The sequence below is a fragment of the Paenarthrobacter sp. 10N417 genome (assembly GCF_056394745.1).
The window spans coordinates 134948-161474 of the sequence record NZ_JBFTIL010000008.1; the positions used below are offsets into that span (position 1 = coordinate 134948).

Below are 26527 nucleotides of genomic sequence, written 5' to 3' on the forward strand. Positions count from 1 at the left end.
CTATCTGCCTTGCGAGCTGCTAGAGCGTTGCTGTTTCCGGTGCCCAGTCCTCAGGGACTGCCGACGGAGCGGGTGCGTTGCTGGTGACGTCCACGAACGAGCCCGATTCCACGGATTCCGCGATCGAGACCATGCTGTCCAGCACGTGGTAGCCGAGATCGCCGGTGGCGCGGTGGGCGGTGCCGGCGCGGAGGGCGCGGGCCATGTCCAGGACACCTAGGCCGCGGCCGTTGGCTGGTCCGGTGGCAGGGATGATTTCGGGTTCTTCCACGCCCGGACGCCAGAGCTTCAGGTCGCCGTCGAAATGGTTTGGATCCGGAAGCGAAAGCGTAGCCTCCGAGCCGGTGATCTCCACAAAACCTTGACGTTCGCGAGGGGACTCGAAACTGAAGATGCTGTGGCTGGACTGGCCGCCCTCGAACTGCGCCATCGCGGACACATGCGTGGGGACCTCGACGGCGAATTCCTCGCCGGCCTTGGGTCCGGAACCAATGACCCGGGTCGCTTTGGTGGAGGAGCCCACGGCGGCCACCTTGCGGATCGATCCGAAGGTCTGGACCAGGGCGGTGAGGTAGTACGGACCCATGTCGAACAGGGGACCGGCGCCGTGCTGGAACAGGAAGGCGGGGTTCGGGTGCCATGATTCGGGTCCGTGCGTTTGGAACGTGGTCATGCCGGTCAGCGGGGTGCCGATGTCGCCGCGTTCAATGACCCTTTGAGCGGTCTGTAAACCGGCACCCAGGAAGGTGTCCGGGGCGGTGCCGAGGCGGATACCGGCGGCGTCCGCTGCCTTCAGCAGACCCAGTCCGGATTCTCGGTCGAGGGAGAACGGCTTCTCGGTCCAGACGTGCTTGCCCGCATGGACCGCGGCCGTGGCAACCTCGACGTGGGCCGCCGGGATGGTCAGGTTGACGATGATTTCGACGTCGGGATGGTTCAGGGCCAGCTCCGGTGTACCGAATTCGAGGATCCCGTATTCCTTGGCCCGTGCCTCGGCGGCCTCGACGAAGAGGTCGGCGATGACCAGGACTTTCAGGTCCGGGAAGACGGTGAGGTTGTCCAGGTACTGCTTGCTGATGTTGCCGGCGCCGATGACCGCGACGCCGACGGGGCCCTTGCGCTCCGACGGGGAGAAGGCGGGGCTCATGCGCGCGCTCCTGCCGACGCGGCGTTGAGGAAGGCCAGGCTCTGGCTGATGCCGTCGAAGATGTCGCCGGAGTAGTCGTCGAACTCCACGACGCCGACTTCCAGGGACTTTGCCGCGGCGATGACGTCCAGCACGGGAATGGTTCCCTGGCCGGCCGGCTGCTGGGCCTTGGTGTCGGTATTGGCCGGGCCGTCCTTGATGTGGATGAGTTTCACGCGGTCACCCATACGTGCCAGAAGTTCAACGGGGTCCTGACCGCCAACGGCAACCCAGTACGTGTCCACCTCGAGGACAAGTTCCGGATCAAGCAATCCCTCGAAGTACTCCAAAGCGGTCTTGCCCTCGATGGTGGACTCCAGCTCCCAGGCGTGGTTGTGGTAACCGACGCGGATGCCGTATTCGGCGCCCTTCTTGGCCGCTGCGTTGAGCTTGGCAGCGGTGGCCTGGATGGTTGCGGCATCCTGCCAGTGCTCCGCGGGAAGGAACGGATCAATGACGGTGGTGATGCCCAGTTCCTTGGCGGCGGCGAAGATTTCGTCCTGGTCCTGGCTCAGCAGAGGTGCGTGGCCGGAGGGAGCAGTGAGGCCGTTCTCCTTCAATGCGGCACCGAGTTCCTTGGCCATGGCCACGAAGTTGTACGGCTCAACCTGCGTGAAGCCGATCTCGGCGACCTTTCTGATGGTTCCGGGCAGGTCCTCCTCGAGGGCGTTTCGCAGGGAGAACAACTGTACTGAGTAGGGCATCGATCTTCTTTCATTAATGGACCCAGGCAAGGACTTGGCACAATGTGGCGCTACTACGCCTGAGCATGCCAACGCAGCTTTTCCTGGTGTTGATGGATTGGGACTTCGAATGCCGGCTAGCGGCCGGCGAGGGATCCGCCGATGCCGCCGACGCTGAAGTATTTGTTCAGGGTGGCGAAGACGATGATCGGCGGGAGCATCATGACGACGGCGAGGGCCATCACGGAGGTCCAGTCTGTGAGGTTTTGTTGGAAGAAGGATTGGACGCCCATGGGCAGGGTGAAGATCTCGTTGGAGCGGAGGAAGACGATGGCTACGAGGTAGTCGTTCCAAGCGAGGAGGAAGGCGAAGATCGCGGTGGAGAGGATGCCGGGCAGGGAGTTGCGGAGGACGACTTTGGTAAAGGATCCGAAGACGGAGCAGCCATCGATCCAGGAGGCTTCTTCGAGACTGATGGGGATGGAGTCGAAGTAGGCGGCCATCATCCAGGTGGCCACGGTCATGGTGGATCCGACGTAGATGATGGTGATGCCCATCAGGTTGTCGACCAGGCCCATGCCTGCGAAGAGGCTGAACAGCGGGACTACGGAGGTGATGATGGGCAGGGACTGCATGACGAACAGGAGCAGGGAGTAGCCGGAGACTGCTTTGGAGCGGCCGCGGGAGAGGACGTAGCCGGCGGGTGCGGCGACGGCCACGGCGACGAGGACGGTGGAGAGTGTGGTGACGAGGCTGTTTTGCAGCCACACTCCGGCGAGGGTTTTGGAGAAGACGCCGGTAATGTTCTCCAGGGTCAGTCCGGTGGTGGTGCTGTTCGGACCCGGCGTGAGGGCCAGGATGATGGTGACGATGATGGGGACCAGGACGATCGCGGTGATGACCAGGATCAGGACAAACCGCCACCAGCGTCCGCGCATGCCGGCTTCGGAAAGCGTGCGGCGCGCTTTGCCGGTAGTGGCGACGTCGAGGGCGGCGCCTGTTTCGGGGTGGGCGTGGAGTACTCCGCTCATTATTCGACGCTCGACTTTCGGATTTGGCGGTACAGGATGACCGAGACGACTACCAGTGTGATGGTCATGAGGAATGCGATGGCGACGCCGGGGCCGGTAGCGAAGTCTTGGAATACGGTGCGGTAGGCCAGGACAACCAGGGACGTGGTGGCGTCAACAGGTCCGCCACCGGTGAGCAGGTAGATGGTGGGGAAGTCGTTGACGCAGAAAATCGTCATCAGAATCCAGCTGATGTAGGTGGACCGGGCGATCAGCGGCAGGGTGATTTGCATGAATTGCTGGAAACGGTTCGCGCCGTCCATGTTGGCAGCTTCGTAAACCGTGGAGTCCACCGAGGCGAGGGCTGCGGAGGTCATCATCATCATGAAGGGGAACGACCCCCAGACTTTGAAGACGATGACCATGACCGCTGCCAGGGTGGGGTCTGCCAGGAACAAAGGGGTTCCCAGGCCCAAGCCCCGGAACATGGACGGGATGAGGCTGTCCGGCGTGGCGACGAGCCAGTTCCACGCGGTGGACGAGACCACGATCGGCACCACCCAGGGGAGGAGCAGCAGGACCTTGAAGGTGCCCCCTGCCGGGATCCTGGTACGGAGCAGCAACGCCAGCCCCAGGCCGACGGCCCAGGAACCGAAGACACCAACAATGGTGAACAGCAGCGTGAACTGTGCTGCCTTCCAAAACGCCGGCGAGGCCAGCACTCTCTGGAAGTTCTCGATCCCGACGAAGTCACCGGTTTGGATCAGGTTACCGTCGTGGGTGGCCTGGATGCCGGCCTGGAAGAGCGGGTAGCCGTGGATCAGAACGAGCAGGATGACCGAGGGCAGCAGGAGCCAGAAGAACGTCCGGGAGGCCTGCGCGGAGAGCTTGCTCTTGCGATTCCCGGACCCACCCCCGGACCCGCCGGGTGCCAGCCCCTTGCGGGCCCGGGCAAGGCCGGACAGTGCTGTAGTGGAGGACATGGCGCTGGTCGCCTACTTCTTCAGCACGGACTTGAGGCCCGATTCGAACGCTGTCAGCGCAGATTTCGCATCGGACTTGCCGGTCAGGACTGTTTGTGCGAACTGGCTTAGTGCCTGACCGCCATCCAAGACGGCCAGGTCGGCACTGAGTGCTGTGCCCTGTGCAGCGAACGTCTTGGCGATAGGAACGTATTCGTTGACGATCTTGACGTTGTTGGCATTACTGGAAAACTCGGGTGTCTCTGTAATGGACTTGAACACGGGCAGTGCGTTCATCAGTTTCTTCTGCCAGAGTTCCTTGAGCTTGCCCAGGTAGTAGACCACGAACTCTTCGGAGGCTTCCTGCGACGGCGTGTTGGTGTACATCATGATGTTGTTCGGGAAGACCAGGGCTGCCTTGTCGCCATGCGGACCGGCGATGGGGCTCGCAACCAAAAGGTCGCCGGACGTGTCGCCCACGCGCTCCGGAACACCCAAGGCATACATACCGAAGGCGGCTTTGCCTCCCTTCCATTGGGAGTCGAGATTATCCTGGGTGTAGCTGACAGCAGCAGGGTCGATGACACCGTTCGAAACGAGTTCAAACATGAATTCGACAGCTTCGACGTTACGGTCATTCATGACGTCCAACTCGCCGTCCTTGTTGAAGACGCCGCCACCGTTGTTGAGCATCATCAACATCATCAGGTGGTTGCCCATATTGTTTCCGGAACCAGCGCCCGTCGCGAAACCAGTCGCTCCGATGCCCTTCATCTTCTTGCCGGCCTCAAGCAAAGATGCCCAGTCGGTCGGAACCGCGACGCCTGCCTTGTCAAACAGGGACTTGCGGTACCACAGCGGGCGGACGTCCAACATCCAGGGCACAGCGACGTAGCCTTTGGCGGTTTTGAAGGGCTCGACCACGCCGGGGAGGAAATCGTCGAACTGTCCATTGGCCTTCAGCTTCTCAATGACCTTGTCCGCGTAAGCGATCTGCCCCTGCTGCTCGAACTGGAAGGCCTGAAAACCGCCACCGGTCGATACAGCAGGGCCTGTCTTGGACGCAACGGCCGATGAGAAGGTTTGGTAAAAGTTGTTCCACTGGATGATCTGGTAGTTGGCCTTGGCGTTGTTCGCGCCGGAAAAGCCTTCGGCCAAGGTCTTCGCCGTGTCGTTGTAGGCGGGTCTGCCCCACGGCATATCCCAGAACTTGATGGAACCACCCGCGGCTCCTCCTCCTTGAGAGGCGGACCCGCCGCCGCAAGCGACCAGCAGCGGAGCTGAGGCGGCAGCTGCCGACAATCCGAGGAAACCGCGGCGGGAGAAGACTCTTTTGGCTGTGGGCTGAACATTCATGATGATTCCTTTCGGGCCGCCCACCTCGGAGTGGTAGGGGCCTTGTCTCAACGTTGAGTAGTGAAAGTCTGACTTTGAGCGAATGGATTGAGTCTCAAGGTCGGGAATGAAACGATGCGCTCGACCATGGCGAGCCGTCCGGATTTTCGAACGCCTATCCCTAAATGAGAATCATGGCCGAACTTCTGTCGAAGGTCAAGCAAAAGATGTATGTGACAGATCAGACTTCTATTTTTGTGACAGATTGAAGTCTGAGGTGCTATCTCTGGTGCACATGACATCGGATTTGAGCACGTCACTACCGAAAGACGCCGGCCTCGGCGCCGTGTACCGCACGGGGGACCTTTTCCAGGTTCTGCGCGACGGCAAGGCGCGTACCCGAGCCGAACTCGCCCTGACTTCCGGTTTGGCCCGTTCCACGGTTGCTTCACGAATCGAGACTCTTATGAGGTCAGGGCTGGTCGGGCCCGCAGGGGACGCAGCGTCTAGCGGTGGAAGGCCGCCCTCCCGCTTTGCGTTCATTCCGTCGGCACGAGTAGTTGTTGCGGTCGATGTCGGGGCCACTCATGTGATCGCCGCGGTGACGGACCTCAACGGAAGAGTGCTCGCAGAGTGCCGATGGGAACAAAAAGTATCGGACGGTCCTGAAGTTGTCCTCGCAGAGGTAACAGCCCGAATCAAGGAGTTGTTGGCGGTTGTTCAACGCAATGCTGAAGAGTTGGCTGGCATAGGGATCGGCCTTCCGGGCCCAGTGGAACACGCAACTGGTACCCCCGTGAGGCCCCCAATCATGCCTGGTTGGGATGGGTTCAACGTGGTTAGGTACGTCTGTGAATCCATGGCTCTGTCCCTGCCGGTATTGGTGGACAACGACGTGAACATCATGGCCCTAGGGGAGCGCGCAGCCCACTGGCCAGAGCACAAGGATTTGCTGTTCATCAAGGTGGCCACCGGCATCGGATCAGGCATCATCTCCAGCGGGCAGCTCCAGCGGGGCGCCAATGGGACCGCAGGCGACTTAGGTCACGTCAGGGTGCCTCGCGGTGATTCGGTCCTTTGCATGTGCGGCAACTATGGATGCCTGGAGGCGCTGGCCTCCGGTCCGGCCATTGCACGTTTCCTCAAGGAACAGGGGCAGGACTTTGAAGGAGGACATGATGTCCTCCTGGCGGCAGCTAACGGAAATCAGTTGGCCATTCAGGCCCTGCGACAAGCTGGTCGGGATATAGGCGACGTCCTTGCTTCGGCGGTCAATCTGCTCAACCCCTCCATGATCGTGGTTGGAGGAAGCGTTGGCGAGTCCGGGGAACATTTGGTGGCGGGTATACGCGAGGTGGTTTATCGGAGGTCTCCTCCTCTGGCCACCTCTCAACTCCGCATTGGACTTAGCAAGGCGGGCTCTCGTGCGGCCATCCTCGGGGCAAGCCGGATGGTTACGGAGCACGTTCTATCTCCGAGCGTTCTGGAGGAAGCACTCTCAGGGGAAGCTCTGGCCGGCTAGCCGCTCCGCACCTCAAACGAATAACAGAAAAGGCAGTAGATATGAGTACAACATTGGACTCTTTCAGTCTCAGGGACGCCTGGCGCATTGGCGCATCACTTGTGCAGCGGTGCATTGATGAGGAGTTGCCGATAACCATAGGTATCTGGATGGGGGAGCAGCGGGTGTTCCATTGCGCCAACGAAGGCACGAGTGCCGACAACGATGCATGGATTGAGCGCAAGGCCAATTCGGTTCGTCGGTTCGGTTGCTCCTCAAGTGAAGCTCACAAGAAGTTCGGTGAGTTAGGACTGGATTTCTTCACCTGGTTTGGGGTGTCGCCCGCAGACTATGCGTTGGCTGGCGGCGCTGTCCCCATTTTTGTGCGGGGGTCACTGGTTGGAGTTATAGCAGTCTCTGGACTGGAATCCTCTGAGGATCACGACCTTGCTTGCTGGGCACTGGCCCAGTAATTGCCTCTCCGTCCTCCGGACCTCGCATACCCTAAACACTGTTTTACCTGGGCCACGGAGTCTCGGCACCAATTGCGGAACCTTTGGCCATTTCGGGTAGTCCTTGACGTCCATACCGGGCGCCGTTCTCCGGTCATGCCCTCATCACGCTAAAGCGCCAAACGCCCCAACCACCGGTATCTCCGCTGTTTATGTTCGTATACTGGTTTGCGCAGTTTGCAGCCTGGGTTGCCGTTCTGACAACAGGTGTCGTGACTATGGCACTTCGAGTTAATGAGATCGCGACGGCAGAGGAGAAGGCCTCACAACTGGGGCTCAGTGGGCTCGGTTGCAGTGCCTCCGTTGACTGGAATTCTATTGTCCAGTGTCGACGCCGAGCAGGCTGGGATAGCAAGCGCCGTACTCAACACATTCCGGCAAGTCGGCGGAGCGCTGGCAATTGCGATCTTCGGGCTGTTGGCATCGACCGCAGCCGTATTCGTGGACGGCGTTCAATTATGCTTCGCGATCGCGGCAGTGATCACTTGCGCCGCTGCGCTGATGAGTCTGCGCATTAAACGCAGCCTCCGGCAAGTGACAATTCGGAACGCCTGGGTAAACGAAAGTCGTGCAGCCTGAACCGCAAAACTATGACGGTTCGCGGCTGTCTAACCCGTCAGAGCTTGGATCTGGCAGTTCCATGCACCTGCGCTGCCAGCGATGACAGCAGACGGAGCCCGTCGTGGGCCGAGGTCCCGGGTTCTGCATAGTAAGCGACAATCGAAAGTCGATTGTCTCCGGCTATTGCCAAATTCTCATAGTTCAGGTCGATGTCGCCTGCCTTATAGGGGGCCTTCGCCGAAGCGTCGGTTCCACGACGAATCCGGGAGCTTACGCCAAGCGTTTACGAGGCGGCAGAAAAATATTGGCGGTGCCGCTCGGAGCCGGGGCGCTCACACCGCGAATGCAGGAGCTGATTCTTCTAGCTATGCACGCTACAGCCTCCGCTCTGATCAGTGAGGCTATAGTGCGCCAGGTAGGCCGCGCCCGGCTTGCTGGGGCCAGCGAAGAAGGCATCCTACACACCTTAATCAGCCTTGTGGGCCTTGCCAATCACGCCCGATGCACCTCGGTGCCGGTCCTGGAGGAGGAGCTTGCTCAGGCAGGTGTGCTCCTTGATGTTCCGTCGCCCCACGCTGACTTCGAAGAGACCAAGAACCGATTCATCGCCTCGCGTGGTTTTTGGAACTCCGACCGCGATCGTCTGGCGAGGCTGCTGCCTGATTACCTGCTGGCACAAACAGAATTGTCCGTCGAGTGTTCGCAGTCCAGTCAGCAGCAGCAAGGAGCGGGAGCTAATTTGTATCGCGATCGACTTAATGCCCTGAGTGTGGGGGCCGTCCGGGGCTGAGATCCTTCACGTCCTTCAGTTGGCTTCTCTTCGCGGCCTTGAGGGCCACGTCCTGGGGCCAATGCCCTCTTCCATGCGCGGCACCAACCGTAACTAAGGGCAGCGCTGGAAATGCTCACGCTGGCGGCAGTCGGCCATTTTCGAGGCGAGCACAGCCGCCTGGGTCTATCGCTTCGAGCAAGCTGCGCACGAAAACGACGGACAGAGGCCGCTGCGCGCTGTCTCCCAAAGAGTGCTGGCTTGGTCCCTGTCGTCCGACAGGTCGTCCGGCGTTGCAGTCGACATCTCAATGGCGGAGCTCTCCGCATTCCAGATCGCCGAACTCGCCGGCCATGACCCTGGAGCCGCTTATGTCGCTCCGCAAATCGGAGGCGACTTCTTCATCAGGCAGGCCGACACCGGTCAGCTCCTCGCGGTCACCTCGCGGGACGCCGACGAAGTCACACGATTTGAAGAGGTGGCGGCCCGATGGATCCCTAAGACTTCCGGAAGGGCGAACTAATAGGTCCTGGAGGGCCGTTCAGGATGAACTTGCGAAGGTCCTCCTTGATGCAGGTTTCTTGTCAGCGCCCGAGTTGGTTGACGATGCCTTCGTCCGAAGCGCCGGACTGTTCCAGGCGGTAAACGGCACCGCCCTCGGGAAGTACCAAATTACAGGTTTACCCTGGCAAATTGTTGGTCGTGAGCGGACTGCGTTGATCGCCGCGCCGGGGCGCCTGGATTCAGCGGATGTCTAGCCGCAACGTGACGGAGATCGCAAACTTCGCCGACTCAGTGGAGGTCGATTCGTACACGTAGGTCCCACCCGCCTGTAGCTGTCGTGAGCTTCGGCAACGGCCGCAATAATTTCATATACGAGCTGGTCGATGAACTTGCCTCAACGATTTAGAACCTGTCATAGGGCGGGACCCGCGTTATCCTCTTTCGTACCGACATCGAGCATTTCTGCGCCGGTGCCCAGCTTTCTCGCGCGCCAACCGGCGAGCTATTGAGCGGGGGCGCTCGATAAGGAGGCCAAGCGAGTAAAACCCTGGAGGCTGGCAGTTTGGGTGAAAAAACTGACAACGATGGTGAGATCGGACAACGGAAAGGTCCTTGCGATATATCGCAAGGCTATGACGTCCGCTATCGGCTCCTTTGTGGGGTAGGGGAGAAGGCACTTTCCTTGGTTGGGGTAGCCGGCGAAAACGGACGTTAGAGTACGCTAAGCCGATTATTCGGAGGTCGTTGGCGTACTCTGGCGCCCGCTTTCCGGGCTGCCTGCCTGATGTTGGCGAAGGTGCCGCGCCTTGCACGATCAACCCGCCGCCGCCGGCTCCGCGACGCCCTCGTAGCCTCCGTCATTGGATCCGGGAGGGCCGCTGCGGCTCCGCAGCTGTTCGTCAGGGGACGGTCAGCACGATGCGTCCACCGCTCACCTTCCCGGAAGCGAGGTGAGCGTGCGCGGCTCGGGCCTGATTTAGTGGATAGCTCGCAGCGACGCGGAGTGCCAGTTCTCCTCGTGAGGCGAGGTCCGAAAGGGTCGTGAGCATCGCGCCATCGGGGGCGATCTGTGTGAGTCGGACCCGTATGCCGCGCTCGGATTGCGGTATGGCGTCGATACGCGTGGAGACGAATGTGCCCCCGTCTCGGACTGCACCGAGGATCTGGTCGCCGAGCATCGCGGTATCGATGACACCGTCAACACCATTCGGATAGCGGCTATGGATTGCGCCCACGAGCGCGTCGTCGGAGATGAGGTACTCGTCGGCGCCGGCGATCTCGGTGGCGAATGTACCGTCTGCCGATCGGCCACATGCGATAACGGTCGCGCCCCGTCGCTTCGCGATCTGAATGGCGTACGCTCCCACGGCGCCCTGGCCGCCGGTGACCAGAACAGTGCTTCCCGGCTCGAGCCCGAGCAGCTCGACGGACTGCGCCGCGGTGAGTCCGTTGAGGGGGATAGTGGATGCTGCTGTCGGGTCGATGCCTTCCGGGGCGAGGGCGAGTGCGTGGCTCGGTACGATGACGTACTCGGCTTGCGCCCTGTGCTTGGCCACGGCACCAGCGCTGATTGCGATCACCGCTTGACCTGGTTGCCACACTGTTCCTGGTCCGGGGGCGTCAACGACACCGGCAATATCCCAGCCGATCCCGAAGAAGTCGCCTTCCGGCGGTGCCGGAAACCGCCCGCTCCAGGCTGCGATGTCGGTCGGATTCAGGGCGGCTGCCTGTACCTTGATCCTCACTTCAGCATAACCCGGCTCCGGGGTTGGGACTTCCTCGACGCGGATATCGTCGAGAGTGCCCACCGAACGGTAGATGACTGCGCGCATAATTGTTTCCTTCTATTGTCGATGATTTCGTTGATTATTGACTCGCGCTGCCCATGCGTAGCTGGGCAGTGCGCAGATTTCTTTTGCTTTTTCTCAGCGCGTAGCCGCGAGACCCTCTCTAATACCTACGAGTGCCTGACTCAACCGCGAAGTCTGAATATCGATCGCCTGGGGTCCGTTGCCTGTGAGTACGCGCAGTTCGCTGTCGTAGACTGCGCGTGCTGAGGTGGGGTTGATCGTTCCGGCGAGAGAGAACCCCGCATCGCGGAGAATTTCGTCCGCGTAGGCCGTGGGGCGACTCCGTTCACCGGGAACGCGCGGATAGCTCACTGTGAATGCGATCAGCTCAGAGCGCTTGTCTGCGACTGTGACCTTCGCCGCGGTGAATGCATTCTCAACGAGACGATACGGTTCGCCGTCCTCATCAACGCGCCACCAGGTCGATGCTAGCGCGACCGGCCCATGGCAGATGAGCGAGATCACGCCGCCATTCTCGCGCATAACATGCAAGGTTTCACCGAGCCATGCGTCCCATGTTAGATCTGCCATCGGAGCGTGACCGCCGGGTACATGCACGAAGTCGAACTGAGCCAGATTGAACGCGTCCGAGGGGTCTCGGTGTCGTTGCACGATCGTTGCGAGCGACGCGAACGGTGTGGCCGGAAGGTTGTTTAGTCTCTCGACGAGTTCAACGCGGTACTCAACAAGCTCCGGTTCAGTGTTCGGAAGGATACGGGATACAGGGATGCCGCCGAGATGTTGCTCGAGGAGGCGCACCTCGCGCTCGCGCCGCTCCGCGAGTCCTCGGTGCCTGCGACGCAGGCCCTGGATGTTGGGCTTCCGTCCTGCCTGCTCGATCATCGTCAGACCGATGGTCAGCCCGAAGGCGGACCCGGCATGCATGGCAAGGGCGATGCCGTTGATATCAAGCTGTGGAGCCAGCCCATCCGGGGTTGCGAAGGTGAAATCGTACTCGTCGCCGAACGTCCGCAGGATCTCCGCGAGCTCGACGAGAAAGAATCCCGTCGATATTGAACCTACATGCGCCGGCTCCGCGATTCTGAGGTCGTGCGCCGACGAGATGATGATGAGCGCCTTCCGGCGCATAGCTTCCGACATTCTTTGCTCCTGCTCTCGTTGTCTACAAATGGCATCATAGACACATAATGGCACCGAGTGCCATAAAATGTAAAAACATACTCTTAGTCATTAAATGGCACGGAGTGTCACGACTGATATGATGTGAGCATGGTTGTGATTGTCGATGCACGTCAACGAGCCCGCGATGCTCTTCGCCAAGGCATAGCCGAGGTTGCGCTGGCGCTGTTCGATGAGAGGGGTTTCGCGGCGGTCACTGTGGACGAGATCGCAGAAGCTGCCGGCATCTCGCGGCGCACTTTCTTCCGACACTTCGCAACGAAGGAAGACGTCGTTTTCACGGAGATCATGGAAAACGGCATCGTGCTTCGTGATGCGCTGGCGCTGGTGCCCCGGGACGTGCATGCGTGGAGCGCATTGCACGCAGCGTTCTTGCAGAGCGCCGATTCCGTCGATCTGGCTCGCGAGCAGTGGTTACTCGTCCTCCGAGTCATCCAAGCGACGCCGGCGCTTCGCGCCCGAAACATCGAAAAGCACTTCACATGGGCACAGTTGCTCGGGCCGGAGATCGAAACCCGACTGCACGCCTCCGTTATCGCTCGACGGAGAAAGTCTTTGACCTTGGCGAGTGCCGCGTTGGCCTGTCTCGACGTCGCACTCTCGGAGTGGGCTGCGGGGGGCGGTGAAGAGCGATTCAGAGACGTCTTGACGGACACGTTCGCCGCGGTCACAGACGCTGCTTGAGGGAGACCACGTGCCGATCGAGTTCCCCGGCACCGCGGCCCCATCCGAGCTGATACGGACTGATCATCCGCGGGACTTTTCGGTCCGCTGAGGTTCGTGGCTATTAGAATCTCTGCTTGGCCCACACCACTTCGACCGGCGCAGCGAGGGGGATGTCACGCAGTCGTTGAGGCATGCGGGAATGGACCCGCGCACTGATGACACCGCAGGACGGGCAGCCCGCCTCGGCAGTAGCGAGGAATTCATCCGCGCGTCCATCGAGTACCCAACGATCCTCCCGGAATAGACATCTTTCACCGCGCAGAGATAGCTTCCCCTCTGCGGTGGAATGTTCGGTAATGTCGGTCAGTCACTCTTCGTTCGGCGCCGCTGCAGTGAAGTCCCGCTCCACCAGGTCATCATGAACGGGCGGCCCGGGTCTGCCGTTCAGGCCACGCTTCTTCGAGAACACGGACCAGATGCCGTGGTCCCTGCATAAGCGCTGGACCCTGTTCTCGCCCGCCGTGATGCCGTTCTCCGGGAGCTCGTCAGTGATGAAACGGTACCCGAAAGCCGGATGTTCGGGATGGATATCCAGGGCGGCGTTGACGAGGTGCGCCTCGATCCAGTCGCGTTCCGTCACCGGGCAGGCTCTCCACCGGTAATAGCGTTGTTTGCTGAACTTCAACACCTGCAGGTCACCGCCACGGGAACACCCTCGGTGGCAAGATCCGTGACCAGCGGGTAGATCTTGGGTTGATGTCCCTCGCCAAATACGCGGCAGCCCGGCACAGATTCTCATTATCCTGCTCCAATAAACGGTTACACTTCTTCCACTCCCGCAGCTCAGCCGACTCCGCTAGAGCCGGACCGTCCCCGGACTCCTTACGTTCAGCGATGGCAATTCAGAGCTTCAACGTCGTGACCGAAAGCCCAAAATCCTTCGCAATCTGCGCCTGCGGCGCCTCACCCTTGCGGGCCACATCAATAACATCTTGGCGGAACTGCGCCCCATAAGCCGTGGGCATGGTCAGCATCCTTCCACGAGCGCCAGCTCGTTAGGTCAAGGAGTCAACAAACACCGGGGGTCGTCCCGTTATCTCCGAAAACGTGCGTGATGGCGCCCGGCGTCGAGCACTCGGGCGGCATCACGGCGAGGCTTCGGTCCCGAATTACTCTCGCAACAGCATTCCCCCATTGATCGACCACACCTGACCGTTGATCCACACGGCATCGTCGGACAACAGGAATGTCACGACGCCAGCGAGATCTTCCGGCCGCCCTAGACGTGTGCTGGGGATCGTCTGGCGAACAAAATCCAGCGCCTCCGGCGGGAGTGCCATCTTTTCCGCGGATACCGTCGGCACGACACCCGGAGAAACTGCGTTGCTGCGAACGCCCTCACGCCCCCAGCGCGCTGCGATGTGACGAGTGAGAGCGTTGATTCCCGCTTTGCTCGTCTGGTAGGCGGCTCGCGAGTGGTCACCCACGTGTGCAGCGGCTGAGGAGGTATTGATGATGGACCCACCTCCCTGCGCAATAAGGAAGGGCAGCACGGCACGCGCGGTCAGGGCGTAGCCAATGAGGTTCACCTCGAGCGTGCGACGCCAGACCGCGATGTCCATGCCGAGGATGTCACCGTCTTGCCCGAGCACCCCCTCGGAGACGTCGGCTCCGACGTTGTAGAGGCCATCGACCCCACCAAAGCCTTCGACCGTCGAGCTGACGAGGTTCGACACCGACGTCTCATCCGCGAGGTCGAACTGTACGGCGATCGCGGCACCGCCGGCATCGGTGATCTGCTGCACGACAGCATGAGCAGCGTCGAGGTTCACATCGCCCACAGTCACGGACGCCCCTTCTTTGGCCAACCGCTCGGCAGTCGCGCGCCCGATGCCGTTTCCGCCACCAGCCACGATGACTCGTTTGCCTGCCAGACCGTTCATGTTGATCACTCCTTGGAGATAGTCACCCGTTGCCCTCTTTCGCTGCCTCCGGGCGGCGGTGCCATTCGGCATCCGCATATACTCAGGTTAGCCTACATCTGCACGATAACCAACGCATGTAGGAAAAATTCGGTATGAAGCGATGTGAACGTGTCGGCGCCGGCACCACAGGCTCGATTGGCCCTACACCCTCTGCTGGCGGGAGGGGCGGCGCGGTTGGCGATCAGCAGCATGGTGGCCGCGATCGGCGCAGCGACCAGCGCGGYGAGAGACGCTGGCGTAGTGGGCGAACACATCGACACCGCGAGTACGCCGCCAGGAGCTCCTATACGAGTCGGGCAACGTCGGAGGGCTGCGTAAAGCCGGCGACGACAGAATCCGCCCCCATCTCGCGTGCGACCTGACTGGTCTTGTTGAGCGATCGGCCGACGTTCGCTACCCGAACTCTGCGCTCGCGAGACCTCCCACGGTTGCCGTATCGATGCTGTCGCGTGCTCCGTTATCATCGCCACCAGTTGCTGCGGCCGGAAGCGGTGTCACGCCAACCTTCTTCCACTTATAGCGTTCGGTACATGACCCTTATGTCGCACAATGCTCCGCAGTTAGGTTGGCATTCAGCAGGAGTGGAGGCCCCCTAAAATCCCCCTCCGGATGTAGGATAAACACCACATGCAGGCTTACAGTAGGAGCTGACCGCTCATGGCAAGTTCATCGTCGGCGAACGACAACCCGAAACCGAGCGACAGGCGAGTGCTGCGAACACTCAAGAATCTAAATGAAGCGCTCCTGTCGCTGATTGAGAAGTACGATCTCGCTGACATCAACGTCGCCACGATTGCCGAAGAAGCCGGAGTGAGTCGCTCCACCTTTTACGACCACTATCAGAACGTGCACCAGCTCGCCGAAGTAGCCTGCACCATCCTGATCGATGAGCTCGTCGAGTCGCTCCCGACGCCAGATTCGGACACGGTCGAACAGCGCGGCCCACAATCTCTGCAAGCCTTCTTCGAAAACCTCAAGGACCATGCCGGGCTCTACAGCAATCTCCTCGGCCCACAGGGAAGCGCACTGGTTTCGGACCACATTCGTCGTCGCATAACGGCAGCCGTCCGAACCGGTATCGAGAGCTCATCTGGCGCGTGGCCGCGCGACACCGGACCCGCACCGCGGATGGATGACCAGGTCGCTGCAGCATTCACCGGGGGGGCACTGATCGGCGTGGCGCTCGACTGGTTATACAGCGGTTTCCCATGTATACCTGAGGAGATCGCTGCGATGACGTGGAAATTGATGTCAACGCAAGGCACCGGGGCTAGCGCATGATGCGCCAGACATCAGCCGATGGCAGCCAGCCTCGGCACGAAAGTCACGTTCACCGGCTGTCCACGAAGCGAAGCCCGACATGATTGATGGGATTGGGAGTGCTCGGGTTCTGTTGAACTTTTGCGGCAAACGGGACGCAATCAGTCGTTCGGGGTTAGGGCGGACCACGCACGATTCGTAGCCGTCTGGATCCAGGAGCACTTGGAAGGTCTAGGCGAATCGACATGAATCGCGCTAACCCGGAAAGCACCGAGGGCTGCTGCCGCTTGGGCGGTCTGTGCCACGTTCTCCCAAAACTGCGCAAGCGCGGCAGGCATTCCGCAGCCGACAACCTGGTCGCTGAGCCTGGCCAGGCTGATTGACTCTAAGCATGCTTGGCGGTCCGCTGGTGGGGTCTGGCCGCGGACGAACGACTGATCAACCCGCAGCGACGGCCCGAACTGGGATGTTGTCTTCACAGGGCAGGTTGGCTATTCACTATGCGCGTGCTTCTTTCGCGAGTTGAGAGGCCATTTCCCGCTCGCGCGCATGATCCCTCGCTCGCCCGTTCTCAGTCACCAGCAACGCAACGCAGAAGAAAGAAAGGTTGTCGGTGACGGTCGAAAAGTGAGCCATTGTGAGGGCCCGCGAAATGGCTCACTTTTCGACCATCGCTGACAAAGGTAAACCTTTGACCAACTCCCTTACTCTCATTAACGGATTGATCATGCCCCCTATCGGTTTGGGCGTCTTTCAGACTCCACCCGATGGGACCGAAGCGGCGTTCGAGGCTGCTTTGCGCGTCGGCTACCGACACATCGACACGGTTGCCCGCTACGAAAGCGAGCGCGAAGTCGGTGAAGGGTTGCGCCGTTCCGGCCTCGGTGAAGACGAGGTCACCATAAAGACGAAAGTATGGGTGTCGGACTACGGCTATGAATAGATGCTCCATTCTTTGACAAGAGCACCAAAAAGCCGGGGATCGAATCTATCGACTTGCTGATCCTGCTCCAGCCCATGGCCCAACACTTCGAACGCACCATTCGCGTATATCACGCACTGGAAAAGCTCCTTGCCGACGGCTCGTTTGCGCCAATGGGTAAGCAACTTCCTTCCATGCCATCTGGAGATTCTCATGGACCAGACTGAAATAGTGCCAGCGGTCAATCAAGTTGAGATTCACCCGTACTTCACGCAACCGGAAGTACAGGCCGCGAATGCCAGGAACAACATCCTCACCCAGGCGTGGTCTCCCATAGGGGGATAACCTCCTACCCCGGTTATGGCGAAGACCGAAAGAGCGTGCTGACGGACGATGCCATCAATGCCATCGCACGCGCTCATGGGAAGACGCCCGCCCAAGTGTTGCTCCGCTGGGGTATTCAGGAAGGACGATCAGTCATCCCTAAGGCGACGAACCGGGAGCGAATTTCCCAGAATTTCGACATCTTCAATTTCGAACTCTCATCTGGCGAGTGTGCGCGCATCAGCGCTCTTGATACGGGTACCGGGGCGGGCCCGATCCAGACCGGATAGACCCTCTGAAATGGAACTTGGAAATACCGGAGGCCTGACGGGACGGCGCCTCACCTCTTATGGCGGTGCCGAAGTCTCGACACCGCCATAAGGAGAAGCCTGACGAGGCATGCAACCAGCTGGAGAAAGTTGCGCAACCCGCTCAGTTCGGCACCGGTGTGCGCCGGCGTGGTGCTGTCTCCCTGGAAATTGCCACAACTACAAGAGTGACCAGCGACGCGGAGATGATGTAAAAACTTGGAGCGAGGTTATTGCCAGTTGTTGCAATCAGTAGCGTCACGATGAAGGGCGCCGTTCCTCCAAAGATCGAGACGGAAAGGTTGTAACCGAGAGACATGCCTCCATATCGAACAGCCGTTGAAAACATCTCGCTCATGGCTACCAAAACGGGTCCCAGGAACACTCCCACGATCAAACCAAGAATAATGTGCGCCGCTACTGCGAGAACCGGACTACCGGTGGCCATAAGGGCAAAAAGCGGATACGTCAAAATTGCTGCTCCCGCGCAGGACCAAACGAGAACAGGCTTGCGCCCCACTTTGTCTGAAAGGGCGCCACTAAGTGGAACGACGATGCAGACGGCAACCAGAGTCAAGACGGAAGAGAGCGAGGATACCTGGATATCGAACTTCAACGTGCTTGAAAGATAGGTCGAGATGAAGGTGAGGACAACATAGACAGCCACGTTTTGAAAAAGCGCAAAGGCTGCTACCACCAAGACTGACTGCCAGTGGAGGGTGATCGTGGTCCGCAGCGGCTTTTTCAGCACAGCGCCCGACGTCCTCAATGCCACAAATTCCGGGCTCTCTTCCAGCCTATTTCGTATGAGAAGTCCGACAATGCCCAGCGGCCCCGCAATAAGGAATGGGATACGCCAGCCCCACTCAAAGATCTGCTGCTGTGTAAGGGAAAAATTCAGTATCAAGACAGCAACGGAGCCGAGCAGAAACCCGCCCATGGCTCCTAGTTCCACGAGACTGACCAGGAAGCCACGGCGGTTCGGGGGAGCATATTCGGCCACAAAAGCCGTTGCCCCACCGACCTCTCCGCCTGCCGAAAAGCCCTGCACCAAACGCAATATGACCAGTGCTGTTGGGGCGGCGATGCCGAGGGCTTCATAGGTAGGCAAGACCCCGATGGCAAACGTTGCTGCTGAAATCAGGAGAATGACAGCGGCCAAGGTCTTTTGTCGCCCGAGTCTGTCTCCCAGTGAACCGAAGAAGAGCCCGCCAAGGGGGCGCACAACAAAGGCAGCTCCGAAAACGGCGAACGAACTTAGGAGGGCGACGACCGGGTCCGTTGTTGCAAAAAAAATGCGCCCGATGATGGGCGCGAGGTAGGCATAAATTGCGATGTCGTAAAACTCGACTGTACTTCCCACGCTGGCACCCAGTGTGGCCATGCGGATCATCTTCGACGATACGCGGGTTGAGGTTGTTTCAGGCGAAAGTGCATGCTTCATCGAGTGCGGTATCCAATCCGTAGGTATTCGGAATCGCGTACGCATGTACGGTAACGTGGATGAAGGATGCGGTCAACCACGGCACTCAGTTTTCTAGTTGCTTTCGGTTCAGAGGCTCTAAGCACCTTTGGTCGTGTTCGGGCCCGTGGTCCAAGTTGAGCTGAAGCAAGCGTCAACGATCGTAAGCGTGGCGGATCTAAACACGGACCTATGAGGAGACCAAAATGGCACTTGTTGAGGCCGAGCCAGTTGTTCGGAGCGCAAGGGCAAGTCTTGTCTTGGCGTGCTGCGGCTTCTTTCTGACGACGCTCGATATTCTTGTGGTCAACATTTCGCTTCCACAGATTGGGGCCGACCTCGGGGGTGGAACCTCTGCGCTGCAGTGGGTGGTGGACTCCTACACGCTCATGTTTGCAGCGCTGCTTATGTTCGCCGGCAATATCTCCGACCGCGTCGGTGCCAAGCGGGCTATCGTCGTTGGCGCTGTGCTTTTCGCTGTTACATCGGCGCTATGCGTGGCTGCACCGACGACTAGCCTGCTTATCGGTGCCAGGGGCGCGCAGGGCGCAGCAGCGGCACTGATGCTTCCCGCCTCGATGGCGCTGATTCGCGAAGCGTACCCGGACCCTGTTCGAAGGGCGCACGCATTAGGTATTTGGACCGCCGGGGGTGCCGCCGCCGCGGCTGCCGGACCGTTGCTTGGTGGGCTTCTAACGACGCTCAACTGGCGCTTGGTCTTCGCAATAAACATTCCAGTTTGTTTGGCCATGACCATTCTGGCGGTTCGAATCGCACCTTCTCCGAGACAGTCGAACCGTTTCGACTGGGCCGGCCAGATCCTGGCGCTCGTTGCACTCGCCTCACTCATTTTCGGTCTAATTGAGGGCGGGTCGCTGGGTTTTACCCACCCTGCCGTCATCATCGCGTTCGTGTCGGCGGCCGTAACTCTAGTGGGCTTCGCGGGAGTGGAGGCCCGGGCCCGGCATCCCATGTTGCCGCTTTCCATATTGCGCCCGAGAGGGATGCGTATCGCGCTGCTTGGAGGTTTTGCGCATATCAGCGCTTGGTTTGGAACCGTGTTCCTGATCAGCCTTTACCTTGAGCAACAGTTGGCGTTACCACCACTTCTGACGGGGATTGTATTCTTGCCAACCGCAGTGGCGAGCCTCTTCGGAAACCTCTTCAGCGGACCGCTTGTAACGCGGTTTGGATTCCGAGTTCCAACTGTTGCCGGTCTGATGACCACCACAGCTGGGTTAGTCGCGATGATTCCGGTTCTGAGCCTCGGCAACGTATGGTTAGTAGCCGCCGGCGTGACCCTAATAGGCGCAGGGGGCTCGGTTGCAATGCCTCCGTTGACTGGAATTGTATTGTCCAGTGTCGACGCCGAGCAGGCTGGGATAGCAAGCGCCGTGCTCAACACATTCCGGCAAGTCGGCGGAGCCCTGGCAATTGCGACCTTCGGGCTGTTGGCATCGACGGCAGCCGTATTCGTGGACGGCGTTCAATTATGCTTCGCGATCGCGGCAGTGATCACTTGCGCCGCTGCGCTGATGAGTCTGGGCATTAAAGCAGTCTCCGGCAAGTGATAACGCGGAACGCCTGGGTACAAGAGAGCCGTGCAGCCTGAACCCGCAAAACTATGACGGTTCGCGGCTGTCTAACCCGTCAGAGCTTGGCTCTGGCAGTTCCAAGCGTCTGCGCTGCCATGCACGACGTTGCGAATCGAGCGGGCGTTGGGATCGGTACGGCGTACCGCCGGTTCGCCAATGAGGAAGAGTTGATTGATGCGATCATCGCCGATCAAGTCGACGACCTTGAAGCAACTTTGCAGTCTGCCGAACCGACGGCAAATCGGTTGGCGTTGCAGAATGGCTACGACCGTGCTCCAAGCGTTCAGTATTACCAATGGCTGTTCGCGCATGGGGACGACTGGCGGTCCCCCCTATTACCCGGAACCCTTCTTTTGTCTCCTGTCGCTGACTAGTGCCGCAAATAACTTAACTAAGGAGTACATGCATATGAGCGGAATCGTTATTGTCGGAGTTGACGGCAGCGGAACGGCGAAAAAGGCTGCCGGGTCCGCCCGGGATCTCGCTGTTGCCTTGAAGGCAGCCCTTCACGTTGTCTCTGCCGACGACGGGGCCCGGACCGAGATATTCGGCAGCGGCCGCGACCAGCTGGTTGTTTCCGACGCAGATACCCCAGCGCACGTGGCCCGCGTAGTTGCGTAGTCCCTCGGCAGAGGCGTTGAGGCGACTCACTCTGCTGCACGCGGTCGGCCCGCAGATGTGCTCATAAAAGAGGCGGTTCAGATGGAAGCGCGCATTATCGTTGTGGGCAACCGCCGGATGCGCAGCATCGGCCGCGTGCTGGGAAGCGTGGCCATCAGCGTAGCGCACCACGCACCCTGCGACGTCTACATCGCCAACACCTACGACGCCGACACCGACGAGTGAGGTAGGACCAGGCGGTCGGTGGCGGTTCCCATCAGCCTTGGAGCTGTGACTTTCCAGACCCACACACCTTGCACCTCCGCATTCGGGGCCGCTGTCCCTTTGGCCCTTGTGACGGGCTCAACTCGGTGGGGCCGATCCCAAAGGTCGCCCTTGCCTTGGTTAGGAAATTTCCGGTCTTGTGCTGTCTGCCTTCGATGACGTCTTCGACTTCGAGGGCCGTTGAGATGCGCATTAGGTCCGACACGCGTGAAAGATTAAGTGCGAGCAGATCCTCGATCCGTCGGCGGGCTTCGACGACGGCGTCTTCCGGAACATGTAGCTGCTCCGCAGTCTTTCTGGCATTAGGATCATTGTGAATGAGAGCTGACAATGTCCGCAGGAGCGGCGGATCTTCGCGTAAGCTGTCGGCACGTATTGGGCCAAGCATGGCGTCCGCATAGAGACTCAGTGCGGATTACATCCGGGAGTTAGGGCAGAAGCCCACCATTGCCAGATCGCTCAACGCCAGAGTGCCGGGGGGAAAGTTCCGCAGGACCGCCAACTCAGCCGCCCCCCGGACGGTCGCAAAGGCCGAAGGATAATCCGCCCATTTTTGACGGGCCCTGAGATGGCGGCGTGGGCGCGAAGAAATCCGCCTGACTTCGTCGCCGATGCTTCGGACTTCGTCGATCGGCGTCGTGGCCCAAGCGGTCACAGAGCAACAACATATCCGTCGTAAATCCCATCAGCGGCCGAGGTGAGATTTGTCGTGCCACCCGTGAGAACGTGGCGGCAAGCCAGTGAGGGAGGCCGGCCTCGTTACGATGTTCAAATCGTACTGCGACGTTTGCGTGGGGAGAAGACAGATCGTGGCCGAGACGTGCGGCTTGGGCCAAGAGCGCTGGGGCGTTGCGCCCGCCGCCTGACAGGAGCCCCGAGAGAAACTCGCCAGTTTCCCGCCACTCCACTCTGCCTCCGTCGCTGTCTGGGTCCGGAGGAGTTCCAGGGCCACGGGCGCCGCGTCCCTTTCCAGCGCCTGTCGATCCAGAGGGCGAAGTTCGGAGACATTGCCGGTCGACCAGATCCACGCGACGACCTGCTCCGTGATCATCATCGGAACTCAAACGAAGTCCCGCGTCCCTTTGGTATCCGGAATACGCACATCGGCCAGCAACCGGGGTTGCCTGCAGACGTGACATCACGGAGCGGCAGGCCACTGTCAATCGCGAGGAGGGCGGCCGGGAGTGAAGCGCCGTTACGTTCGGTTTGGTAGAGGAGGGTCCCGTTGGGCTTGCAGCCCCGCGGAATGCTTCTCACGTCTTGGCTCGGACCACGCTCGCGTGTATTACCGCACCGGTCGGAATCTGGGGTGCGGTGGATGGGAGAAGGTGGCGGGTCCGCGGTGTGCCGCTGACTAGGGCAAACGCAGCGTCCTCGGTTGCCTTGTCTTGGGCAGTTAGGCGGCCGTCGTGCTGGTGCTGGTGCTCGTGCCAAGTGGGCACCTCGAACTGCTCCAGGAAGACATTTGGCGCTTCGCCCACTCTGTACAGGTTCCAGCGCGACGCCCCGCTACGCAGCCGTGATCGGCGCATGTCCTTCATGGCGGCCAGGAACGGAGCCTGATTGCGATCGACGACCTCGTATTCGACAGTGATGAGGATAGGCCCTGCATGCGGGTCCGGTTCCACTGCAACGGCGGGGCTCCGCCAGTATGAAAGCGGGGCGCGGTCGATCGTCTCGTTGTCCTGCACGCGCATGAAACGCCCGGCGATCGCGCTGCATGCCACTAGGCCTGCCGCCATCAGCACCGCGAACTGGAGGCCCAGCGCCTGAGTGATGAATCCCCAGAAAGCAGCGGACACGGCCTGCGTTCCCAGGAACACCATGATATACATGGCGATGCCACGGGCGCGTACCCACCCCGGCAGGAAAAGCTGGAGTTCTGCGTTTGTCGTTGCCACAGTGGCTGTCCAGGCGAATCCGCAGAGGAGTAGTAGTGGCATGGCAGCCCAGATGTTGGGTGCGAACGCCAGCGCCGCGAACGCGAGGGCGTAGACGAGCGCGGAGGTGGTTAGCACAGCGTTCGACGAGAGGTGATTTTTGACCCTGGCGAGGTTGAACGCAGCGATAAGGGCACCCGCGCCCATGGAAGCGAACAGGAAGCCGTAGCCCGCGGAGTCCAGACCCATTTGGCGGCTCGCGATCAGGGGCAGGAGGGCCCAGACAGCGCACGCAGGCGAGATGAACAATGCGAAGCGGACCAGGATGCGGCGGATGACGGGCTCATGGCGCACATAGCGGGCACCGGCACGCAGAGCGGGGATGAATCGCTCCCGTGCACGCCGGACCACCGGCGTCCGCCGCCATGAGAGCAGCACCAGCGCCAAGGAACAGGCGGCCACGGCATTGATGACGAAGACCGGCGGGACGCCGATACGCGCGATCACGAGGCCGGCAAGAGCGGGGCCCGCGGCCCGCGAGACATTGACGCTGACCATATCGAGGCGCGTGGCCGCGGCCAACTGTCCACGCGGGACGAGCTCGGAGATAAGGGACTGCCAGACCGGCTGCAGCATCGCCGCGCCGCATCCGACGGCGAAGGTAAACACAAGAAGGAGAATCGGGTCCATCATCCCGAGCGCTGTCAGGATCGCCAGGGTTGTGGCAACAACGACAAAGTACACCTCGATACAGATGAGAAGCCACCGCCGATCGAACGCATCGGCCAGAACACCAGCCGGGAGGGCAAGGAGCATCCCCGGTAGTTGGTTGGCGGTCTGCACAAGGGGGACGATCGCTGCGGCATTAGGGTCGTTGACTAACAACCACTGTGCCCCAACTGTCTGTCCCCAGGTGCCGATGCTGGCGGCCACCACCCCGCACCAGATCCATAGGAAAGCCCGGTGGCGGAAAGGTTCCAGCGGAGATGCGGCCTTGAATGACTTGTCCGATCTGGTGGCGCTGTTCATGTGGTCTATATCTTTCGGGTCAGAGGGAAGCCGGACAGTGTCAGGAGTGGGTAAGCCTGGGTCCGTGGGAAACCGCCCCGCACTAACGGGCAATGCAGCGCCGTGGGCGGGGTAAGTCATTCGGCGTTGGCGATGGGAGAGGAGCCTGTCCGGAATTCGGATGACGTCAATGCTCATGGATTGGAACGCGAAGCGGACGCTGCCTAGCACCAGCAGCGTTGCCATGTCCCAAGGCGCCATCGCCTCGCACAGGGCCTCTTGGAAGGTTTCCGCAGCAGTGGTTCTCAGCGTCGTTGTGCCACTGGCGTCAGTTCGTGTGCGCCGTAGCTGTTGTCGTCGGGTTGACGGTCACGCCGGGCGCGACGAGCTGGTCGATACGGTCCAGATATCGGTGCTCAGTTGGATGTCCGTGGCGGGCAGGTAGGACTCGAGCTGTTCCATGGTGCGTGGTCCGACGATGGAAGCCGTGACGCCGGGGTGGTTGAGCACGAACGCGATGGACAGCTCGATCAGGGTGAGCCCGGCCTGTTCGGCCAGCTGGGCGAGTTCTTCGACGATGTCGAGCTTGCGCTGGTTCGCCGGGCTTGTCATGTCGAACCTTGCGCTCGGGCGGGCACTCGAGGTGGGTGCGGACGCCGCATCCTTCCGCCAGCGCCAGGCCAGCTTCCACCAAGAGGGCTGTACGTGAGGGTGCCCATGCCGTGGCGTTCACTGTGGGGAGGATGTCCTCCTCAATGCCGCGCACGAGGATCGAGTAGGGCGGCTGTTCGGTGACGAACCGCTCCAGGTTGCGTTCACGCGACGCCCATTGGGCCTCCACGATCTGGGATCCGGAGTACGACGAGGACCCTATGTAGCGGACCTTGCCCTGGCGCACGAGGTCGGTGAGCGCGCCGAGGGGACGGTAGTCCATGGTGGTTCCTTGTCTCTGTCTTAGGCTTCGGGGATGACCAGGGCGAAGCGCTCTTCGCGGGCCTCGTCGGGGTCCGGTCCGGTGCGGATACCGGTGTCGGGTTGGTTGATTTGGGGATGGTTGAGCGGCCCTGCTGCAGGTGCCAGCGGAGCATGACCTGCGCGGGGCTTTTGCCGCAGGTCCGCGCGCTGGCGGCGATTGTCGGGGTCTTCCATCACGTTCCGGCGGTCCTCGCCGTGCAGTTCGATCTGGTTCACGGCCGGGATGATGTCGGTCGAGTCGAGCAGTTGCTTCAGGTGGTGGGGCATGAAGTTGCTGGCGCCGATCGCCCGCACGCGCCCGTCGGCGAGCAGCGTCCCAAGGGCTTTGTACGCGGCGATGGTCTTGTCGAACCGGTCGGGGGCGGGCTGATGCAGGATGAGCAGGTCCAGGTAGTCGACGCCGAGCTTGCCCACTGCCTTCTCCCAAGCGTGCAGCCTCTGGTCATAGCCCTAGTCGCTGGCCCAGACCTTGGTCTCGATGAATACGTCAGAACGGTCCAGGCCCGAGTGGCGGATGCCTTCGCCGACCTCCCGTTCATTGCCGTACGCGGCGGCTGTGTCGATATGCCGGTAGCCGGCAGCAAGGGCGGCCTCGACGGCCGTCGTCGTCTGCTCGGGCGGACTCTGGAAGACGCCCAGACCGAGGGCGGGCATCGTGACGCCGTTGTTGAGAGTAAGTTCCATAACCATGCCTTTCAGGGTATTCAGATGTGCGGGATTGTGGGAGGGCATGTCAGTACCCCTTCGAGTTTCAGCGGGCAGGCTCGGCCTTCTATGCGGGCACGGCCTTCCGGATTGTCCTGAATCGACGGGCCGCTAGGTCCGCTGGCAGGATGAGGGCCGCGGTGGTGGCCAGGGCAAGGAGCAGCAGGACACTGCCCGTGGCGAGTGCGGCGCTGACCTGCAGGGCAAGGTGCGCCGCGGCGGAACCGCCCGTGGGGACGGTCGCTGCGGAGGCGACCGCGGTGCCGAGCCCGAGGCAGGTGCCGATCTGGTGGAAGGTTGCCAGAGAAAGATTCGGTTTGCACGGTTTACGCCTTAGTCCCGCGCCGCTTGCAACACGACTGCAACCAGCGTGCACGGGCGATCTGATCGATTTCTCCAGGGTGATACCGGTGACCCAGGCCGTGAAACCCCGGGAATAGAGTCGCGCCATTGCGCACCTCTCGTGTCGAAAAAGCGGGATAGGACGTGCCACTTTCCGAGTTTTCGCCGAAACCTCGCAACCTTTGAAAATTCGTTAT

24 protein-coding genes and 4 pseudogenes are annotated in these 26527 nt (G+C 60.7%); 11 read left to right on the forward strand and 17 right to left on the reverse strand.

The genetic code is table 11. The annotated features are described in order from the left end of the window. Positions 1 to 19: 19 nt before the first annotated feature. The 5 genes from AC1DCM_RS12565 to AC1DCM_RS12585 all read right to left on the reverse strand — a co-directional run bounded on the left by AC1DCM_RS12565 (position 20) and on the right by AC1DCM_RS12585 (position 5197). A complete protein-coding gene (locus tag AC1DCM_RS12565) occupies positions 20 to 1147 on the reverse strand; it encodes a Gfo/Idh/MocA family protein (protein ID WP_477518452.1) in 1128 nt (375 codons plus the stop codon). After that, on the reverse strand, positions 1144 to 1890 hold the full coding sequence (locus tag AC1DCM_RS12570; RefSeq protein WP_477518453.1) for a sugar phosphate isomerase/epimerase family protein: 747 nt from the start codon (positions 1888 to 1890) through the stop codon (positions 1144 to 1146). Before AC1DCM_RS12570 ends, AC1DCM_RS12565 begins: the two co-directional genes overlap by 4 nt. Before the next feature lie 116 nt (positions 1891 to 2006). Beyond that, positions 2007 to 2900: a carbohydrate ABC transporter permease gene (locus AC1DCM_RS12575; protein ID WP_477518454.1), complete on the reverse strand. Its 894-nt coding sequence runs from the start codon at positions 2898 to 2900 to the stop codon at positions 2007 to 2009. Continuing rightward, entirely contained in the window at positions 2900 to 3862 is a 963-nt protein-coding gene (locus AC1DCM_RS12580; RefSeq protein ID WP_477518455.1) for a carbohydrate ABC transporter permease, read from the reverse strand. The genes AC1DCM_RS12575 and AC1DCM_RS12580 overlap by 1 nt, the downstream gene beginning before the upstream one ends. A 12-nt stretch (positions 3863 to 3874) precedes the next feature. Then, positions 3875 to 5197: an ABC transporter substrate-binding protein gene (locus tag AC1DCM_RS12585; RefSeq protein WP_477518456.1), complete on the reverse strand. Its 1323-nt coding sequence runs from the start codon at positions 5195 to 5197 to the stop codon at positions 3875 to 3877. A 274-nt stretch (positions 5198 to 5471) separates the two neighbouring features. Here AC1DCM_RS12585 and AC1DCM_RS12590 point away from each other — a divergent pair, with 274 nt between their 5' ends. The 3 genes from AC1DCM_RS12590 to AC1DCM_RS12600 all read left to right on the forward strand — a co-directional run bounded on the left by AC1DCM_RS12590 (position 5472) and on the right by AC1DCM_RS12600 (position 9042). Then, a complete protein-coding gene (locus AC1DCM_RS12590; RefSeq protein WP_477518457.1) occupies positions 5472 to 6698 on the forward strand; it encodes an ROK family transcriptional regulator in 1227 nt (408 codons plus the stop codon). A gap of 41 nt (positions 6699 to 6739) precedes the next feature. Next, entirely contained in the window at positions 6740 to 7150 is a 411-nt protein-coding gene (locus tag AC1DCM_RS12595) for a heme-degrading domain-containing protein (protein WP_477518458.1), read from the forward strand. A 1679-nt stretch (positions 7151 to 8829) separates the two neighbouring features. Continuing rightward, positions 8830 to 9042: a hypothetical protein gene (locus tag AC1DCM_RS12600; protein WP_477518459.1), complete on the forward strand. Its 213-nt coding sequence runs from the start codon at positions 8830 to 8832 to the stop codon at positions 9040 to 9042. A gap of 880 nt (positions 9043 to 9922) precedes the next feature. Here AC1DCM_RS12600 and AC1DCM_RS12605 read toward each other — a convergent pair. Beyond that, positions 9923 to 10855: an NADP-dependent oxidoreductase gene (locus tag AC1DCM_RS12605; RefSeq protein WP_477518460.1), complete on the reverse strand. Its 933-nt coding sequence runs from the start codon at positions 10853 to 10855 to the stop codon at positions 9923 to 9925. 93 nt (positions 10856 to 10948) lie between these two features. Further along, a complete protein-coding gene (locus AC1DCM_RS12610; RefSeq protein ID WP_477518461.1) occupies positions 10949 to 11974 on the reverse strand; it encodes a type 1 glutamine amidotransferase family protein in 1026 nt (341 codons plus the stop codon). Positions 11975 to 12103: 129 nt separating this feature from the next. On the opposite strand from AC1DCM_RS12610, the gene AC1DCM_RS12615 reads away from it, so the two are divergent. Beyond that, positions 12104 to 12697, forward strand: a complete 594-nt coding sequence (locus AC1DCM_RS12615) for a TetR family transcriptional regulator (RefSeq protein ID WP_477518462.1) — start codon at positions 12104 to 12106, stop codon at positions 12695 to 12697. A 103-nt stretch (positions 12698 to 12800) separates the two neighbouring features. Here AC1DCM_RS12615 and AC1DCM_RS12620 read toward each other — a convergent pair whose 3' ends face one another. The 3 genes and pseudogenes from AC1DCM_RS12620 to AC1DCM_RS12630 form a co-directional block, all read right to left on the reverse strand. Beyond that, a complete protein-coding gene (locus AC1DCM_RS12620; RefSeq protein ID WP_477518517.1) occupies positions 12801 to 12872 on the reverse strand; it encodes a hypothetical protein in 72 nt (23 codons plus the stop codon). 8 nt (positions 12873 to 12880) lie between these two features. Next, positions 12881 to 13704 (reverse strand): annotated as a pseudogene (locus AC1DCM_RS12625) (IS3 family transposase); the annotation flags it as partial. A 144-nt stretch (positions 13705 to 13848) separates the two neighbouring features. After that, a complete protein-coding gene (locus tag AC1DCM_RS12630) occupies positions 13849 to 14622 on the reverse strand; it encodes an SDR family NAD(P)-dependent oxidoreductase (protein WP_477518463.1) in 774 nt (257 codons plus the stop codon). A gap of 699 nt (positions 14623 to 15321) precedes the next feature. Here AC1DCM_RS12630 and AC1DCM_RS12635 point away from each other — a divergent pair. The 4 genes from AC1DCM_RS12635 to AC1DCM_RS12650 all read left to right on the forward strand — a co-directional run bounded on the left by AC1DCM_RS12635 (position 15322) and on the right by AC1DCM_RS12650 (position 17460). Continuing rightward, positions 15322 to 15945, forward strand: coding sequence for a TetR/AcrR family transcriptional regulator (locus AC1DCM_RS12635; protein WP_477518464.1), 624 nt, complete (start codon positions 15322 to 15324; stop codon positions 15943 to 15945). A gap of 706 nt (positions 15946 to 16651) precedes the next feature. Next, on the forward strand, positions 16652 to 16867 hold the full coding sequence (locus AC1DCM_RS12640) for an aldo/keto reductase (protein ID WP_477518465.1): 216 nt from the start codon (positions 16652 to 16654) through the stop codon (positions 16865 to 16867). Between the two features lie 192 nt (positions 16868 to 17059). Further along, a complete protein-coding gene (locus tag AC1DCM_RS12645) occupies positions 17060 to 17191 on the forward strand; it encodes a hypothetical protein (protein WP_477518466.1) in 132 nt (43 codons plus the stop codon). 35 nt (positions 17192 to 17226) lie between these two features. Next, positions 17227 to 17460 carry an aldo/keto reductase gene (locus tag AC1DCM_RS12650; protein ID WP_477518467.1) on the forward strand — a complete coding sequence of 78 codons (234 nt, stop codon included), beginning with the start codon at positions 17227 to 17229 and terminating at the stop codon, positions 17458 to 17460. 142 nt (positions 17461 to 17602) lie between these two features. Here AC1DCM_RS12650 and AC1DCM_RS12655 read toward each other — a convergent pair whose 3' ends face one another. Further along, positions 17603 to 18922, reverse strand: a complete 1320-nt coding sequence (locus AC1DCM_RS12655; protein WP_477518468.1) for an MFS transporter — start codon at positions 18920 to 18922, stop codon at positions 17603 to 17605. A gap of 224 nt (positions 18923 to 19146) precedes the next feature. Between AC1DCM_RS12655 and AC1DCM_RS12660 the strand changes: the two genes are divergently transcribed. The 3 genes and pseudogenes from AC1DCM_RS12660 to AC1DCM_RS12670 all read left to right on the forward strand — a co-directional run bounded on the left by AC1DCM_RS12660 (position 19147) and on the right by AC1DCM_RS12670 (position 21381). Next, a complete protein-coding gene (locus AC1DCM_RS12660; RefSeq protein ID WP_477518469.1) occupies positions 19147 to 20511 on the forward strand; it encodes an MFS transporter in 1365 nt (454 codons plus the stop codon). Positions 20512 to 20630: 119 nt separating this feature from the next. Then, complete coding sequence (locus tag AC1DCM_RS12665) at positions 20631 to 20909, forward strand: TetR/AcrR family transcriptional regulator (RefSeq protein ID WP_477518470.1); 279 nt, start codon at positions 20631 to 20633, stop codon at positions 20907 to 20909. 34 nt (positions 20910 to 20943) lie between these two features. Further along, positions 20944 to 21381: pseudogene (locus AC1DCM_RS12670) on the forward strand (universal stress protein). Positions 21382 to 21412: 31 nt separating this feature from the next. Here the strand turns inward: AC1DCM_RS12670 and AC1DCM_RS12675 are convergent. The 6 genes and pseudogenes from AC1DCM_RS12675 to AC1DCM_RS12700 form a co-directional block, all read right to left on the reverse strand. Further along, positions 21413 to 21808: a helix-turn-helix domain-containing protein gene (locus tag AC1DCM_RS12675; protein ID WP_477518471.1), complete on the reverse strand. Its 396-nt coding sequence runs from the start codon at positions 21806 to 21808 to the stop codon at positions 21413 to 21415. 865 nt (positions 21809 to 22673) lie between these two features. Continuing rightward, complete coding sequence (locus tag AC1DCM_RS12680; RefSeq protein ID WP_477518472.1) at positions 22674 to 24329, reverse strand: MFS transporter; 1656 nt, start codon at positions 24327 to 24329, stop codon at positions 22674 to 22676. A gap of 348 nt (positions 24330 to 24677) precedes the next feature. Then, positions 24678 to 24920, reverse strand: a complete 243-nt coding sequence (locus AC1DCM_RS12685; protein ID WP_477518473.1) for an aldo/keto reductase — start codon at positions 24918 to 24920, stop codon at positions 24678 to 24680. Between the two features lie 172 nt (positions 24921 to 25092). After that, positions 25093 to 25242 (reverse strand): annotated as a pseudogene (locus AC1DCM_RS12690) (aldo/keto reductase); the annotation flags it as partial. Positions 25243 to 25262: 20 nt separating this feature from the next. Then, positions 25263 to 25967 (reverse strand): annotated as a pseudogene (locus tag AC1DCM_RS12695) (aldo/keto reductase). 88 nt (positions 25968 to 26055) lie between these two features. Further along, the gene (locus AC1DCM_RS12700) at positions 26056 to 26439 is read right to left on the reverse strand and encodes a hypothetical protein (protein ID WP_477518474.1); all 384 of its coding nucleotides are present in this window, start codon (positions 26437 to 26439) and stop codon (positions 26056 to 26058) included. Positions 26440 to 26527 lie beyond the last annotated feature (88 nt).

What these genes read in the sequence shown, in the direction of transcription:
- AC1DCM_RS12565 (WP_477518452.1), bottom strand. Translation starts at nt 1,147, where the DNA reads ATGAGCCCCGCCTTCTCCCCGTCGGAGCGCAAGGGCCCCGTCGGCGTC.
- AC1DCM_RS12570 (WP_477518453.1), bottom strand. Translation starts at nt 1,890, where the DNA reads ATGCCCTACTCAGTACAGTTGTTCTCCCTGCGAAACGCCCTCGAGGAG.
- AC1DCM_RS12575 (WP_477518454.1), bottom strand. Translation starts at nt 2,900, where the DNA reads ATGAGCGGAGTACTCCACGCCCACCCCGAAACAGGCGCCGCCCTCGAC.
- AC1DCM_RS12580 (WP_477518455.1), bottom strand. Translation starts at nt 3,862, where the DNA reads ATGTCCTCCACTACAGCACTGTCCGGCCTTGCCCGGGCCCGCAAGGGG.
- AC1DCM_RS12585 (WP_477518456.1), bottom strand. Translation starts at nt 5,197, where the DNA reads ATGAATGTTCAGCCCACAGCCAAAAGAGTCTTCTCCCGCCGCGGTTTC.
- AC1DCM_RS12590 (WP_477518457.1), top strand. Translation starts at nt 5,472, where the DNA reads ATGACATCGGATTTGAGCACGTCACTACCGAAAGACGCCGGCCTCGGC.
- AC1DCM_RS12595 (WP_477518458.1), top strand. Translation starts at nt 6,740, where the DNA reads ATGAGTACAACATTGGACTCTTTCAGTCTCAGGGACGCCTGGCGCATT.
- AC1DCM_RS12600 (WP_477518459.1), top strand. Translation starts at nt 8,830, where the DNA reads ATGGCGGAGCTCTCCGCATTCCAGATCGCCGAACTCGCCGGCCATGAC.
- AC1DCM_RS12605 (WP_477518460.1), bottom strand. Translation starts at nt 10,855, where the DNA reads ATGCGCGCAGTCATCTACCGTTCGGTGGGCACTCTCGACGATATCCGC.
- AC1DCM_RS12610 (WP_477518461.1), bottom strand. Translation starts at nt 11,974, where the DNA reads ATGTCGGAAGCTATGCGCCGGAAGGCGCTCATCATCATCTCGTCGGCG.
- AC1DCM_RS12615 (WP_477518462.1), top strand. Translation starts at nt 12,104, where the DNA reads ATGGTTGTGATTGTCGATGCACGTCAACGAGCCCGCGATGCTCTTCGC.
- AC1DCM_RS12630 (WP_477518463.1), bottom strand. Translation starts at nt 14,622, where the DNA reads ATGAACGGTCTGGCAGGCAAACGAGTCATCGTGGCTGGTGGCGGAAAC.
- AC1DCM_RS12635 (WP_477518464.1), top strand. Translation starts at nt 15,322, where the DNA reads ATGGCAAGTTCATCGTCGGCGAACGACAACCCGAAACCGAGCGACAGG.
- AC1DCM_RS12640 (WP_477518465.1), top strand. Translation starts at nt 16,652, where the DNA reads ATGCCCCCTATCGGTTTGGGCGTCTTTCAGACTCCACCCGATGGGACC.
- AC1DCM_RS12645 (WP_477518466.1), top strand. Translation starts at nt 17,060, where the DNA reads ATGGACCAGACTGAAATAGTGCCAGCGGTCAATCAAGTTGAGATTCAC.
- AC1DCM_RS12655 (WP_477518468.1), bottom strand. Translation starts at nt 18,922, where the DNA reads ATGAAGCATGCACTTTCGCCTGAAACAACCTCAACCCGCGTATCGTCG.
- AC1DCM_RS12660 (WP_477518469.1), top strand. Translation starts at nt 19,147, where the DNA reads ATGGCACTTGTTGAGGCCGAGCCAGTTGTTCGGAGCGCAAGGGCAAGT.
- AC1DCM_RS12665 (WP_477518470.1), top strand. Translation starts at nt 20,631, where the DNA reads ATGCACGACGTTGCGAATCGAGCGGGCGTTGGGATCGGTACGGCGTAC.
- AC1DCM_RS12675 (WP_477518471.1), bottom strand. Translation starts at nt 21,808, where the DNA reads ATGCTTGGCCCAATACGTGCCGACAGCTTACGCGAAGATCCGCCGCTC.
- AC1DCM_RS12680 (WP_477518472.1), bottom strand. Translation starts at nt 24,329, where the DNA reads ATGAACAGCGCCACCAGATCGGACAAGTCATTCAAGGCCGCATCTCCG.
- AC1DCM_RS12685 (WP_477518473.1), bottom strand. Translation starts at nt 24,920, where the DNA reads ATGACAAGCCCGGCGAACCAGCGCAAGCTCGACATCGTCGAAGAACTC.
- AC1DCM_RS12700 (WP_477518474.1), bottom strand. Translation starts at nt 26,439, where the DNA reads ATGGCGCGACTCTATTCCCGGGGTTTCACGGCCTGGGTCACCGGTATC.